Source organism: Anaerohalosphaeraceae bacterium (genome assembly GCA_037479115.1).
GTDB lineage: Bacteria > Planctomycetota > Phycisphaerae > Sedimentisphaerales > Anaerohalosphaeraceae > JAHDQI01.
Map to the genome: position 1 here is coordinate 1 of JBBFLK010000039.1, position 13,275 is coordinate 13,275.

Genomic DNA, 13,275 nt, shown 5'->3' on the forward strand with positions numbered 1-13,275 from the left:
CGGACAAATCAGTTCAGAAATATCCTGAAAGTATTGCTGAACTCTTTTTTGGATAAACTCCGTCCCCGTCGGCTGCAAGGTGGGGGATAACTCTCACGTGAAGGACTCCTTATCCGTCTGCCTTGCCCTGATTTTCTCCTGCCTAATTTTATTTTTTCACCGATTGCCCTGATGGCTGCCCTCTGATGCTATTCTTAAAATTATCTATTTTCGGCAGAATTTGTCAAGAAAAAATGAAGAAGTCTTTGGGATAATTGGAGTATTACATCTCTCTAAGAAAGCGGATTCGGTGTATAGAGAATTGTGGAATGAACTGCGGCAGGGTGCTGCAAGGGAGCCGCAGGGAAATTTCTGTTCACGTGTGAAAAACCGGCTGCCGTTATGGAGAAGGGGGATGGAGGATTTTGAGTGTATCTCCGGTGTCTTCAAGTTCGTACAGTCGCGCCCGGGACTGGGGGCTCATTGTAGGATGGTGGACAACGAGCATCAGCCGGCCGTCAAAGGTTTTAAATATCATGCCATGGCCGCTGTTGTCGGTCAGGAGCGGCGGAAGCTGCCGCCAGGGACCGATGAGCCGTCCGGAGAGAGAATAGGCCAGGGCCTGGGCATATTGACCATCCTGAATCCAGCTGGACCAGAGCATCAGGAGCCGCCCGGTTTTCGTCCGCCAGAAGAATGGTCCATCGGTGACAAAATTTCGCGGCGGGTCATTCGGTTCGGCCTGCCAGGGCTGTATCCAGGGGGCGTCGGAACCGCGAAACAGCAGAACGGGTTCGCCGACGGCAATGGACAGGTCGTCTTTGAGCGGAACCGCTTCAATGGTCCCGTCCGTAATCTGAATCCATTCGTGGCAATACACCAGCCAAGGTTTGCCGTCTTCGATAAAAAGGGTTCCATCCAGCGTCATTCGTTCCGGCGGGGCGGTCGGGCGGTCTGCAAGGGGCTTAAACGGGCCTTCGGGGCTGTCGCTGACAAAAATCTGTGTGCCCCGCATATGGGTGGTTTGCCGACTGCGGGGGCCCATCGGAAGCCGTTTATCACGATTGTGGAGGGTAACAAACAGGTAGTATTTCTCTTTGTAGAGGTGCACTTCCGGGGCCCAGGCGCCGTGGGCGGGGTTGGCCCATCCGTCTTTGGGAACTTCAAAGATGACTTTGGGACCCTGCCATTTTTCGAGGTCTTTGCTGGTGTAAGCAACGACGCCGGCCCGGTCACGCGGCAAAGCGCCGGAAGTAACAGAGGTGTAGAGGTAGTAGGTTTGGCTTTTGGAATCGGGGAGAATGAAGGGGTCGTGGGCGCGAAAATCCTGCAAAGTCAGGTCAGCGGCTGCATCGCAGACGGCTGGAAACAAAAACAGGCCCAGCGCGATGCTGAACAACGGCAAAAACAATTTCATAGGGGGTTTCCTTCCTTTTATTATTTATATCGGCTATTATTTATATCGGCAGAGAATGTGCGGTTTCATTCATCTTTTGTTTGTTGATTTCCCAGCAGAAACGAGGCACGGTCAGACTGAACCCGTGCATAAACGGCGGCCAGGAGAAAAGAATTTTCAGACAGTGTGCGGGTAAGCTGTCGGACGGCCTGACGGGCGGCGGATTTTTCCCGGATGCACTGGAGGGCGGGAAGAAGGGCCTCCCGCTCGTTGTTCAGAATATCGAGGGCCTTTTCGAGAAGCCGCTCTGATTCCCTCAGATGCTGTTTGTAGGCGGTGATTTCTTCGACGGCCAATTCAATGTTTGTCAGGGCATCTTTGGGCGAGCGGGTCAAGTCGGCTGCCTGCAGGAGGCCCAACCCTGAAGCCGTCATATCCATGCTGTCCACTTCAATCTTTTGCCCGCGTTCGATTTCAATACCAACCGTTCCAAAACCAGTAAAGGAAAGCATCGCAAATCCGCCGGGACGAAAGTTGACGGCGGTTTCCGTAATTTCGCAGAGCAATTCGCTGTAATGCTCCTGAAACAAAAGGATTTCGTCCTGGCCGTACGCTTCGCCGGCGGCCTTGCGGGCCAGCTCTTTCATCTGCAGGAGTTTTTCTTCAATCTCATGAACTTTTTGGGCGGCTGTCTGGACAATGGCCAGTCCCTGATATGCATGGCCCAGATACCGATGATTTTCCGCCAGACAATATTCGGCAGCCTGGCTGCTCTGGGATTGTGATGAGGTTTTCTGGGAACAGCCCTGAGCCAAACTGTATCCTGCGGTTTGTCTTATGGAAAAGAGTCTTTGCTGCCCGCTGTTTAGGTTGTCGGAAAACAAAAAATCCATTTTAAGCCCCCAATGGTAATGTATAGACTGAATTATAAGTGAACGGCAAAGAAAAATCAATAAAAAATACACAATTACTTAAACACTTCTTAAAAACCTTGGGCAGAGTGGTTTTTGATGCTGGAATTATCGGTCTTTGGTTGGTTTTTTTCATTGATTTTTCGAGGACACTTAAAAAGAGTTCCTGCCTGAAAAAATTGATTGATGGATAGGGTAGGTTGAGAATATAAAAAGGTTTGGTCCTATAAAATAATGCTTTGCTGTTTTTCTTTTTCCCCTACAGGCCCTACAGACATTTTTTTTCTTACAGACAATCGACAATGACGCGGATTTTTGTAAAAAGGGGGTTGATTTTTGCACCTTTTTAACAATTATCATTCGCATTTCCTGTATAAATAAACATTGACAGTTTTGTTCTTGAATGAAAAGAGATTACTTTTTTTAGGAGTGTGAGTGATGAAAACATTAACAGTGATTTTGTCGATAGCCGCCTTGAGTCTTTCGGTGCAGGCGGGGCCGACGATTAAAATGCTGAACGATTCAACACCGGCTTATGCTTTCCAGATTCTCGAAGACGGTTTTGCCGGGTATGCCGCCGGGACGATTCTGCCGACGTTTTGCCTGGAGTATCATGAAACGTTTACGCCGAATACGTCTTATTATGCGGTGCTCGGGACGGCGGCGGTCAAGGGCGGAATGGACTGGGCGGGGGGCGTCTATGGGCAGACGCCGCTGCAGCCGGTCAATTCAGACCCGCTGGACCCGCGGACGGCGTTTCTCTTTACGAAGTTTATGGAAGGGGACAGCCGTTTTACCAACCAGACCAAACTTCAGGAAGCGATTCACTACATCGAGGCCGAGTTTAAGAATGCCTCCGTGGTCGGCCCTAAGAACAGCTACGTGCTTCTGGCCGAACAGGCTGTGGCTCCGGGCGGGGAATGGTACGGCATGGGTATTGGCAATGTGCGCGTGATGACTTTGTGGAAATATTTTGACGGGACCTATTATTCGGGCCACGCCCAGGATCAGCTGATTCTGATCAGTGCAGTACCGGCTCCGGGGGCGGTCGCATTGGCGGGTCTGGGCACGGCTCTGGTCGGCTGGCTTCGCCGCCGCCGAGGTCTGTAGGTCTGCGTCTTTTCCTCCAGAGCGATTCCAGAAACCGTCCGATTGTCGGACGGTTTCTTTTTTTCAAAAGACAGGTCAGCTGGTTTCGGGGTGCTCCCGCTTTCGCTCTGTCAGCAGAAAGATGTTCCGCAGGCCCTCACTGTTGGGGGCTTCTTTCCATCGTCGGCTGAAGTCTTTGTGCTGGATAATCTGGGCAACGGCCGTCAGAGCACGCAGATGAAAATTGCGTTCGTCTTTGGAGCCGACCAGTGCAAAAATCGCCGTAACCGGCTCCGAAGAATGCGGAAAAAGCACCCCCTTTTCGGCTCGTACGAGAACGATGTCGAACAGTCCGCGGCCTTCCACAATCACATGCGGCACAGCGATGCCGGGATGAATAATTGTTGAACCCTCCTGCTCCCGCTGGAGAAATTGCCGGAAAAGGCGTTCTTCCTCAAGTCCCAGCCGAGCCGATAAGAGACCGGCGATTTGATGAAAAACCTCATCGGCCTTCGGGGCATCTTGTAAGTCGAGAATGGGACATCGACGAATCAGTTTGTCAAAACGGTCTTCACTGACCTCATCTCTCTGGAGGAGAATTTCCCGAAGTTCCGTTTCGAGTGTGGCGGATTTGAGGGGTTTGTCGGTGATTCGCTGAACGATATGCGCCAGGGCGGATTCCCGGCGGCTCCGGGGGCGTGCGTAGAGAATGTACCAGGCGGCGCTGAAGAGCAGAAAAACTCCGCAGATGGACAGCGGGACTGCTCCCATGTCCAGCAAAAGCAGACAATACAGGAGGATGGTGAGAATTTGCAGATAGGGATACAACGGTGCCCGGAAGTCGGGACGATAACTCTGGATACGGCTTTCCCGCATCACGATAATGCTGGCGTTGTCGAGAATAAACAGAAGAATCATCAGGGTAGAAGCGGTTTTGACCAGTTCTTCGAGGTTGAGAGCCACCAGAGCGACGGTCATAAAGGTACAGGTCAAAAGGATGCTCACGTAGGGCGTTTGAAAACGCGGATGGACTCGGCTGATGAAGGCCGGAAGCAGGTGGTCCCGGCTCATGGACATCGGACAGCGCGACGCCGCGAGCAGCCCGCCGTTGGCGGTTGTTAAAAACGCCGCCACGGCCGCCAGGGTCAGCAGGACAAACCCTGCTATTCCGGCAAATTGATCGGCGGCAGCGGACAGCGGCATAGGACTGTTCTGCAAGACCGGTCCATCCAAAACACCGACGGCCGTGAACACGACGGCCGTATAGAGGAAAGAAACAACCGCCCAGGCGGCCAAAACGGCTCCGGCAAGAACTTTTCCGGCACGCCTGACTTCCTCGGCGACATTGTCCACACTGGTCAGGCCGCCGAAGCTGATAAAGACAAACCCGGAGGTCCAAAACACCGATTTCCATCCCCCCGGCAGAAATGGACTAAGCCGCGCCAGTGTCACAAAGCGGCTTCCCCAGAGGACAAATCCCGCCAGGACAGCCAGCAGAAACAGGACCAGAAGATTTTGAAACCAGGCGGCGGATTTGACGCTGAACAGGTTCATGACGCCGAACACGGCACAGCAGGCCACGGCCAGGATGTCCAGCAGCCACGGCGGGATTTCTGCTCCCCAAACCGTCCGGGCAGCCAATTTCATAAAAAGGGTAAGTCCAACGATTGCAAAGGCGCTTTTCAGGGTCAGCGAAAGCCAGTTGGCCAGCCCGGTGAAAATTCCCCAGAGTGTGCCGAAGCTTCGTTCGGCGTAAAAATAGGTTCCGCCGGAGCGAGGCATTGCGCTGGTCAGCTCCGCTTTAGCAAAAACACTGGGCAAAATCAGCAGAGAGGCCAGCAGATAAGAGAGCACAATGCCCGGTCCGGCGTAGGGGTAAATAACAGCGGGGAGGATAAACAGTCCGGAGCTGATCATGGCGCCGGCGGCTAACGAAAAAACCTCGAAGCCCCCCAAGGGTCTGGCAAGTTCTTTTCTTTCTGTTTCCATATGCTTTTTATATATAGGAGAAAATGGGAGGATTGTCTACAAGATTCATCGGAAGGTTTTTTGTTTTCCATTGACGCCCGGACGCAGGGTGTATATGATTTTTGAGTTATCGGAAAGAAAGGAACCTTTCGCCAATGCCTCAGATTCGCTTTTATGCAGAGCATTGTAAGGGATGCGGTTTGTGCGTGCTGGTTTGTCCCCATCAGAACATTCGAATATCGGAAGATTTGAATGAGCACGGCCATCCATTTGCTGTGCTGGCGGACCCGGCCCGGTGCACGTATTGTGCCCTGTGCGGACGAATGTGTCCCGATACGGCGATTGAAATCATTGAGGGCAAAAACGGTCCCCAAGAGAATTCCAAAGAGGCGGCGGAGTAGCCCACGAGGATGTCGGAAAAAATTCTTTTAAAAGGGAATGAACTGCTGGTTGAAGCCGCGATAGAAGCGGGCTGCCGGTTTTATGCGGGGTACCCGATTACGCCGCAGAATGAGGTGCCGGAGCGGATGTCTTGGCGGATGCCGCAGGCCGGGGGCGTGTTTGTGCAGGCCGAAAGTGAAGTCGCGGCTATTAATATGCTCTTTGGGGCCTCGGCGGCCGGCGCCCGCTGCATGACCAGTTCCTCCTCGCCCGGCATCAGTCTCAAGCAGGAGGGCATCAGTTATATTGCCGCGGCGGAGCTGCCCTGCGTAATTGTCAATATGCAGCGGGGCGGGCCCGGTCTGGGAAACATCCGCGCTTCGCAGGGGGATTACTTTCAATCCGTCAAAGGCGGGGGACACGGCGATTATCGCCTGATTGTCCTGACGCCGGCGACCCTTCAGGAACTGTATGATTTGACGCTGAATGCGTTTGATTATGCGGATTTTTACCGCAATCCGGTGATGATTCTGGGGGATGGGATTTTAGGGCAGATGGCGGAGCCGGTGGAAGCGCATCCCTATCGGCCGATTTTCAAGCTTCCCCCGAAGGATTATGTTCTGGACGGCTGCCGGGGCAGAGCTCCTCGTGTTATTCGAACGCTGTTTCTGCATCCATCGGATGCCCTTGTCCAGCACAATCTTCGCCTTCAGAAAAAATATGCAAAAATGCAGCGGGAAATTTCTCTCTATGAGGAATTTGAAACCGCCGATGCGGACGTGGTTGTTACGGCATACGGCATTCCCGGTCGGGTAGCCAAAGGAGCTGTTAAGAGGGCTCGACGGGAAGGCCTGAAAGCCGGTCTGATACGTCCTTTATGTGTCTGGCCGTTTCCCGTACAGCCCTATCAGAATGCGGCAAAACAGGCGAAAGCATTTCTGGTGGTTGAAATGAGCCATGGGCAATTTATTGAGGATGTAAAACTGGCTATTGAATGCCGGCGGCCTGTTGCCTTTTTGGGCAAAGGCGGCGGATGGTATCCGTCCGAAGAGGAGATTCTGGAGCAAATCCGTCACCTTGCTGCGGCCCATTCGAAGGGGCTCAAGACCCAGAGGAAGTCATAAATGGAATTTCGACGCCCCAAAACTCTTAAAAATGTCCTGACGCATTACTGTCCCGGATGCGGGCATGGGATTGTGCATCGCCTTGTTGCGGAGGTCATCGACGAACTGGGCATTCGGGAGCGGACAATCGGGACGGCGCCGGTGGGCTGTGCGGTGTTGCTGTACGATTATATGAATTGTGATATTATTGAGTGTGCTCACGGAAGGCCGCCGGCGGTTGCAACGGGAATCAAGCGGGTCCTGCCGGACCGAATCGTTTTTACCTATCAGGGAGATGGTGATTTGGCGGCGATTGGGACGGCGGAAACCATCCATGCGGCCAATCGGGGCGAGAACATCACGGTTATCTTCGTCAACAATGCTATTTACGGGATGACCGGCGGACAAATGGCCCCGACGACCCTGATAGGGCAGTGGAGTACAACCACACCGGCTGGGCGGGGAAAATTGGGCGAGGGCGGGCCGATTAAAGTCTGCGAAATGCTCAGCGTGCTGGAGGGGCCCTGCTATCTGGAGCGGGTGGCCGTCAGTACGCCCAAAGATGTCCTTCGGGCCAAAAAGGCGATTCGAAAGGCCTTTGAAAATCAAATCGCCGGCAAAGGATTTTCGCTGGTCGAGGTGCTTTCGATGTGTCCGACGGACTGGAAACTCAGCCCGAAAGAGGCCGTTGAGTTTGTCAACGAGAAGATGAAGACGGTTTTTCCTCTTGGAGTGTTTAAGGACCGCTGAAGGGATTCAGGATGGCGGGAATGTCTCAAATGCGGATTATCATCGCCGGTTTCGGCGGCCAGGGCGTGGTGCTCACGGGCAATCTGATTGCGCGTGCCGCCCTGAAAGAGAATAAAAACGTTACCGGCATGGTGGCTTATGGGGCGGAAATGCGGGGCGGTACTGCTTTTGCCGCCGTAATTGTCAGCGATGATGAGATCGCCTGTCCGTTTGTGGAGACGCCCGATGCGGCGATAGTGCTCAACCAGCCCTCCCTCGATAAGTTTGAACCAGATGTGGCAGCCGGCGGACTTTTGCTGGTCAATACCTCGCTGGTGAAGCGAGGGCCCAAACGGGAGGACATTGACTGCATCTTTGTTCCAGCGACGGAAATTGCCCAGAATCTGGGACAAATGAAGGTAGCCAACCTGGCAGCGCTGGGTGCCTTTGTTCGGCATACGGCTTTGGTGAAGGAAGAGAGCATCCGGCAGGCCGTTAAAGACCTGTTTTCCGAGAAGAATCCGGCCTTGACAGCGGTGAATCTGGCGGCCTTTGAGGCCGGTTTGGGGGAAAGCCGCTTCCGGAAGGCCGCCTGTTCCGCTTCAAAAAAACCATAGTGTTTTTATATTCAGGAGAGGTTTTTCGATGCATTTGTCGGAAAGCAGCCGGCCGTCTTTTCATCAGCAAACTCTCGAAGGACTCTCCCGAAGGGGCCGCACCGATACCGGACTGCAAATGGCGCCGATGATTGATGTGATTTTTCTCCTGCTGACTTTCTTTGTTCTGACGGCGCGGTTCCGACCCTCGGAGGCGCAGGTTCCGCTTCAACTGCCTCGGCAAGATTCTTCGGAGCGTTTTTCCATCATTGAGCCGCTGCTTCTGGAAATGACATCCGAACAAGAGAGTTTGCGAATCAAAATCGGTACAGACAAGATAATCCTGCTTCCGCCGGAAGCGTCGCCGAGAGAGTGGACAGCGGCGGCGGACGCGGTGGAAGAGATTTGCCGCCGGCAGCAGCGCAGGCCCGATGACCCGATTGAATTGCTTTGCGGCGATGAGGTATCTTGGGAAGCCGTTGTGAAAATGTATGACCTGCTGCGGGTGCTCGGTTTCAGTCAAATTGTGTTTGTCATGACGGATGGGTATGAAAATGATGCCCGGTAGCAAGGTCTGGTTCTGGATTCTTTTGGGAGGATTGGTCTGTTGGGTTCGGGCGGAACCTTCTCCGGAGACCATGAAGGCCGCCGTTGACCAGATCGTCCGTCTGGAAGAAGAGTTTTGGATGCAGACCGCTCCGGCCCGGCTGACGCTGATGTGTCTGGGACGATTTGCCGGACCTGAACAAAAAAAGGCCCTCTTGGAATCAGCCGCATCTGCTGCTCAAAAATTAACAGAGGCCATTGAAATCCTTTCCGAACAAGTCAGCCGGATGGAGAACTACAGCGGGTCGGATTGGGAGGCCCGCTATGGACAGACGGGGCTTTGGTCGGCAGCCCAGCAGATGCTGCTCCGAAGCCGCTGCTTGAGCACTCTTTTTCTGTTTTGGTCGGCTGTGTGTGAGGACACGCAGGAAAAGCAGCAGCGCCTGAGCCGGGTGATTGAGGACTGCCGGGCTGAGTCTTCCCGCTGGCAGGGACAGGAGCAGATTCTTGAGGTTCTGGCTCTCTGGCAGCGGCAGGGGGCGGATGATGGCGAACAGCTTCGAATGATTCTGCATCAGATGATGCTTCGGGATGATTTAAGTGAGCCGGTTCGCGAACGGATGCTGCTGCTGCAGAAGCGTTTTGAACTCTTTTCCGGCGGGCCCTTTGAAGAAGAAATCACCCGGATTTTTCAAAGAAAAATATCAGACAAAGAGGATTTCGAATGGGCGGTTGAGTATGCTTTTCTGGAATGGGCCCAGGGCCGCCGGGAACCTCTTCATCTGGTCCGGCAGGCCTGGCCTTCCTCGCAGGAATTCATTGCCGGTCTGCTGGCGGCTCTGGACGCCGAACGATTCGAAAAAGTCGAACGGCCCGCATTCGAAGCCAAACTGCAGGAGTTTGCGGTGCGTCTTTCCCGGAGTCGGGACCCGAACGAGCGGGAAGAAATCGAGCGACGGTGGATTGAGTGGATCCAATCGATGGATAAAAGCAGCCCAGTCGAATCCGCCCTTCGGCGGAAGGCGGCGGCGGGTTATGTCTATTCTCTGCTGGACAGGCCGGACAGGCAAAATGTGGACAAAATGATTCGGTTTCTGGAAGCAGAAGTCGAAAAAGGGGAGCCCCTGCTGGGCTATCTGTATGCGCAGGCCCTGTCTTTGAAGGAAGAATACGGCCGGGCTGTACAGGTCTTGTGCGATATCCCTGCGGATTGCCGGAATGCCTCGTTTGATTTGTATATTTTGGAGGCCTTTGCGGAACGGCTGGAAGAATATGAATCATCGGACGGTTCCTTGAAACCGCTGGTTATGAAGCGGGCCGACCAGATTGCCGCCTGCGGGGATGCTTTGAATCGCGGACCTCAGCGGGCCCGCCTGGTATGGGCCCAGATGGCCGCCTCGTCTGTGCAGCTGACGCCGGATGATGAAAAGCGGCTCGAGCAGTATCTGGAGGAGCAGAAAGATTCCGCCGCAGAGCCGATTCTTTGCTGCCGGGCATTTCGGCGGATGCAGCAGGGCCAATGGGCTCAGGCCCTCAGAGAATGGCAGCGCGTCCGAAATGCCTATGAACCGGCTGACAGGGCTCAAAAGGAGCGATCGTGGTCTTGGTGGCGGGCCAAATATTATGAACTCTACTGCAGCGCCCGAATGCCGAATGTTTCCAGTGAGGATATTCGGCATGCCGTCCGAATCCTGGAGACGCTGTATGCCCCGCCTCCCGGGGTTTGGCGGACCCGGCTGGAGGAGTTGGTCCGATAAGAAGCTGTCCAGAAAGGCAACTTTTTGGAGCCAATGAGTCTGCTATATCAAGGGTCCCTGATTTTTTTAAACCAAATATTCAGGTCTTTTGGTGTATATAATATCATTATTTATCTTATTAAAATTATACCAAAAAATAAAAAATGATGTCATAAAACTCCCCGTCTGAGGCCTAAAAGAACAGAGAGAAGCATAGGAGAATTGCCTCTGCGGATGAGATGGTATGGATAAAGCGTACAAGGATTTAGGTGAAGAATTTGTTTTTTTGATGTCCACAAACCAGCGGAAGATTTATTCATACATCTTGGCGGCTGTAGGCAGGCAGTCTATCGCCGATGAAATTATGCAGCAGACTTCCCTGACAATGTGGCGAAATTTTGCCCGCTTTCAAAGAGGCACGAATTTTACCGCCTGGGGGAAAGAAATTGCCAAGTATGAAATTTTTACATAACGAAAAAAGAACTCCAAAGAGCAGTTTTTGGATCCCGAATCGCTCCGGCGGGTTCTCGAAGCTTCTCAAAAGGTGGAAAAGTCGTCTGACCAAAGGATGAAAGCGCTGGAGGGATGTTTGGAAAAACTCACGGAAAGAAAACGCTGTCTGCTTCAATACCGGTATCAGGAAGGGCTTTCCTGTTCCGCCGTGGCCGACAAGATGCAGCTGCCGCTGGCGACTGTTTACAGAACCATGGCGCGGATTCATAAGGTGCTGCAGGACTGCATTCACAGGACGCTGATTCTCTGGGAAACGGAATCATGAATGACGCAGAGAACAGAGACCGTTTGTGGGAGCTTGTTGTCAAAGCCTTTGAAGAGCCGCTTCGTCCTGATGAGGCGGAGGAACTGAACAGAATCCTCCAGACGGACGAGGAGGCCGCATATTTGTATGCAGAATTTTTTGATGTTGTATCCGGTTTGGTGAGTTTTGATAAGCGGGCATTCTGTCCGGAAGAAAGTGATTCAGTCCGATATGAACAATGGCTGAATTGCCTGGCGGATGAGGAAAAGACGGCTCAGGCCGTTGAAATTCATCAGAATCAGCCGGCACACCAGACGCAAGAGTCTGTTCCGGTCAAACGGGTCCATCCCCCCGTCAGCAAGATTTCCTTTATTTCGCTGGTTCTGTCTTCGGCGGCTCTGTTTTTTGTATTGGCTTATGGTTTTTGGGCCTCACTCGGACGCGGAGAGGAAGTGGTAACGCTCTCGGATGTTATGAATGCCAAATGGGCGGACGCATCTGCCTCTATGCAGCGGGGAACCCGCCTGGCGACAGGACGGAACCGGTGGCTGCTGCGGGAGGGATATGCGGAGCTGCTCTTTGACAATCAGGCACGGGTCGTTCTGGAAGGTCCTGCGGAATTTCAAATCCTTGCCGAAGACCGACTGGGCCTTCATTACGGCAAGGTGTATGTAAAAGTTCCTCCGGAAGCGGCTGGTTTTTCCGTCTATACACAGAACGCAAAGATTATTGATTTAGGGACCGAGTTCGGAGTTCAGGCAGACATCGGCGGCATTACGCAGGTTCATGTCCTCAAAGGCAGAACCATGCTGATGGCCGGCAGAACGAATCGGATAAACCTCGAACTGGGCCGAGGCTCAGCCAAGAAAATTTCCGGAGAGAACGGAGATATTACGGACATTAAATGCCGGGAAGATTATTTCGTTCGTGCAATCAATTCCAGGACAAACAGCGTTTGGAAAGGCCAGAAACGAATCAGTCTGGCGGATATTGTCGGCGGCGGAAACGGATTTGGAACCGGAACCGTAAAAAACGGGTTGGATGTGAGTACAGGGACTTTTTCGAAGAATTCTCCGGGAAGACGCTTGGCATCCAATGAATATCGTCCGGTTTTTTCCAATTCCTATATTGACGGTGTATTTGTTCCGGACGGCCGCACAAGACAGATTATCAGTTCACAAGGGCATGTTTTTGAAGAATGCCCGGCGACCTGTGGGTTGTGGTGTTATACGATTTCTTATGAGCGCCTGACTCCTGATTTTCATGGACAGGAGACTTTGACGGCCGGCGGGGATTCTTCTGCTCTTCCGTCGATGCTGATTCATGCCAATTCGGGTATTACGTTTTCCCTGGATGCGATTCGTTCGCATTTGCCGGGGGTTCGGATTGCCCGGTTTCAAGCTAAAGTCGGTATGCGTCCCTGGTGTCCGCGGCCCGAAGCAAGCAATGCCGATTTTTGGGTGTTGGTGGACGGCCAGATAAAGTACACCATAAAACAAGTGAAGACGGGTGAGGTTTTTCCCATAGATATTGAGCTTCCGGAAAATGCCTCTTTCCTGACCCTGGTTCAGACCGACGGCGGCGATCCGGAAGGGCGGATTCTGAATGATTTGGTCATAACACCGATTGACAGCGACTGGGGCGTGTTCATCGACCCTGTTTTGATTCTGCAATGATTGAGGGGGGGGCAATTGGGAAGGAAATATTGATATGTAAAGAGTTTTTCCTTGTGCGATTCGGTGTTTCGATGCGGCTTCGAAAATCAAGATAAAAGTTCTCTTCTCTTCTTCAGTCGGAACCTGCTGATGGGACGGCGCCTCCGAACCATCAGCAGCCCGGCTGAAAAAAACGATGTGAAAGCAGGAGGTGTGCTCTTGCATTTTATCAACTCAATACAATGAATGGGAGGTTTCAAATGAGAAGGTTATTGTTGTTTCCATTGTTGGTGACCGCTGTCTTCATCGGAACCAGCCAAGGTCTGAATATTGCGGTCTCCGGTGCCATCCAGGCGAACAATCAGTCTATCATCGACTTTTTTGTTCAAAACTTTAATGCGACGGTTACATTCGGGGATTTCAGCAACC

13 protein-coding genes are annotated in these 13,275 nt (G+C 52.8%); 10 read left to right on the plus strand and 3 right to left on the minus strand.

What is annotated here, in order from left to right; translation table 11 throughout:
• Positions 1-379: 379 nt before the first annotated feature.
• Both WHS88_12265 and WHS88_12270 read right to left on the minus strand, forming a co-directional pair.
• Positions 380-1,396: a glycoside hydrolase family 43 protein gene (locus WHS88_12265; GenBank protein MEJ5260952.1), complete on the minus strand. Its 1,017-nt coding sequence runs from the start codon at positions 1,394-1,396 to the stop codon at positions 380-382.
• A gap of 65 nt (positions 1,397-1,461) precedes the next feature.
• Entirely contained in the window at positions 1,462-2,190 is a 729-nt protein-coding gene (locus tag WHS88_12270) for a hypothetical protein (GenBank protein MEJ5260953.1), read from the minus strand.
• 534 nt (positions 2,191-2,724) lie between these two features.
• Here WHS88_12270 and WHS88_12275 point away from each other — a divergent pair.
• The gene (locus WHS88_12275; protein ID MEJ5260954.1) at positions 2,725-3,396 is read left to right on the plus strand and encodes a hypothetical protein; all 672 of its coding nucleotides are present in this window, start codon (positions 2,725-2,727) and stop codon (positions 3,394-3,396) included.
• A gap of 75 nt (positions 3,397-3,471) precedes the next feature.
• On the opposite strand, the gene WHS88_12280 is transcribed toward WHS88_12275, so the two are convergent.
• On the minus strand, positions 3,472-5,364 hold the full coding sequence (locus WHS88_12280; protein ID MEJ5260955.1) for an amino acid permease: 1,893 nt from the start codon (positions 5,362-5,364) through the stop codon (positions 3,472-3,474).
• Positions 5,365-5,498: 134 nt separating this feature from the next.
• Here WHS88_12280 and WHS88_12285 point away from each other — a divergent pair, with 134 nt between their 5' ends.
• The 9 genes from WHS88_12285 to WHS88_12325 all read left to right on the plus strand — a co-directional run bounded on the left by WHS88_12285 (position 5,499) and on the right by WHS88_12325 (position 12,867).
• Entirely contained in the window at positions 5,499-5,744 is a 246-nt protein-coding gene (locus WHS88_12285) for a ferredoxin family protein (protein MEJ5260956.1), read from the plus strand.
• Between the two features lie 9 nt (positions 5,745-5,753).
• Positions 5,754-6,848 carry a 3-methyl-2-oxobutanoate dehydrogenase subunit VorB gene (locus tag WHS88_12290; protein ID MEJ5260957.1) on the plus strand — a complete coding sequence of 365 codons (1,095 nt, stop codon included), beginning with the start codon at positions 5,754-5,756 and terminating at the stop codon, positions 6,846-6,848.
• Positions 6,849-7,577, plus strand: a complete 729-nt coding sequence (locus WHS88_12295) for a thiamine pyrophosphate-dependent enzyme (GenBank protein ID MEJ5260958.1) — start codon at positions 6,849-6,851, stop codon at positions 7,575-7,577.
• A gap of 11 nt (positions 7,578-7,588) precedes the next feature.
• Positions 7,589-8,173: a 2-oxoacid:acceptor oxidoreductase family protein gene (locus tag WHS88_12300; GenBank protein MEJ5260959.1), complete on the plus strand. Its 585-nt coding sequence runs from the start codon at positions 7,589-7,591 to the stop codon at positions 8,171-8,173.
• Between the two features lie 28 nt (positions 8,174-8,201).
• Positions 8,202-8,720, plus strand: coding sequence for a biopolymer transporter ExbD (locus WHS88_12305; GenBank protein ID MEJ5260960.1), 519 nt, complete (start codon positions 8,202-8,204; stop codon positions 8,718-8,720).
• Positions 8,701-10,455, plus strand: a complete 1,755-nt coding sequence (locus WHS88_12310; GenBank protein MEJ5260961.1) for a hypothetical protein — start codon at positions 8,701-8,703, stop codon at positions 10,453-10,455. The genes WHS88_12305 and WHS88_12310 overlap by 20 nt, the downstream gene beginning before the upstream one ends.
• 223 nt (positions 10,456-10,678) lie before the next feature.
• Positions 10,679-10,906 (plus strand): sigma factor, encoded by a 228-nt coding sequence (locus tag WHS88_12315; GenBank protein MEJ5260962.1) that lies wholly within the window; start codon positions 10,679-10,681, stop codon positions 10,904-10,906.
• A 27-nt stretch (positions 10,907-10,933) separates the two neighbouring features.
• Positions 10,934-11,212: a sigma factor-like helix-turn-helix DNA-binding protein gene (locus WHS88_12320; protein MEJ5260963.1), complete on the plus strand. Its 279-nt coding sequence runs from the start codon at positions 10,934-10,936 to the stop codon at positions 11,210-11,212.
• Entirely contained in the window at positions 11,209-12,867 is a 1,659-nt protein-coding gene (locus tag WHS88_12325) for a FecR domain-containing protein (protein ID MEJ5260964.1), read from the plus strand. The genes WHS88_12320 and WHS88_12325 overlap by 4 nt, the downstream gene beginning before the upstream one ends.
• Positions 12,868-13,275: the final 408 nt, after the last annotated feature.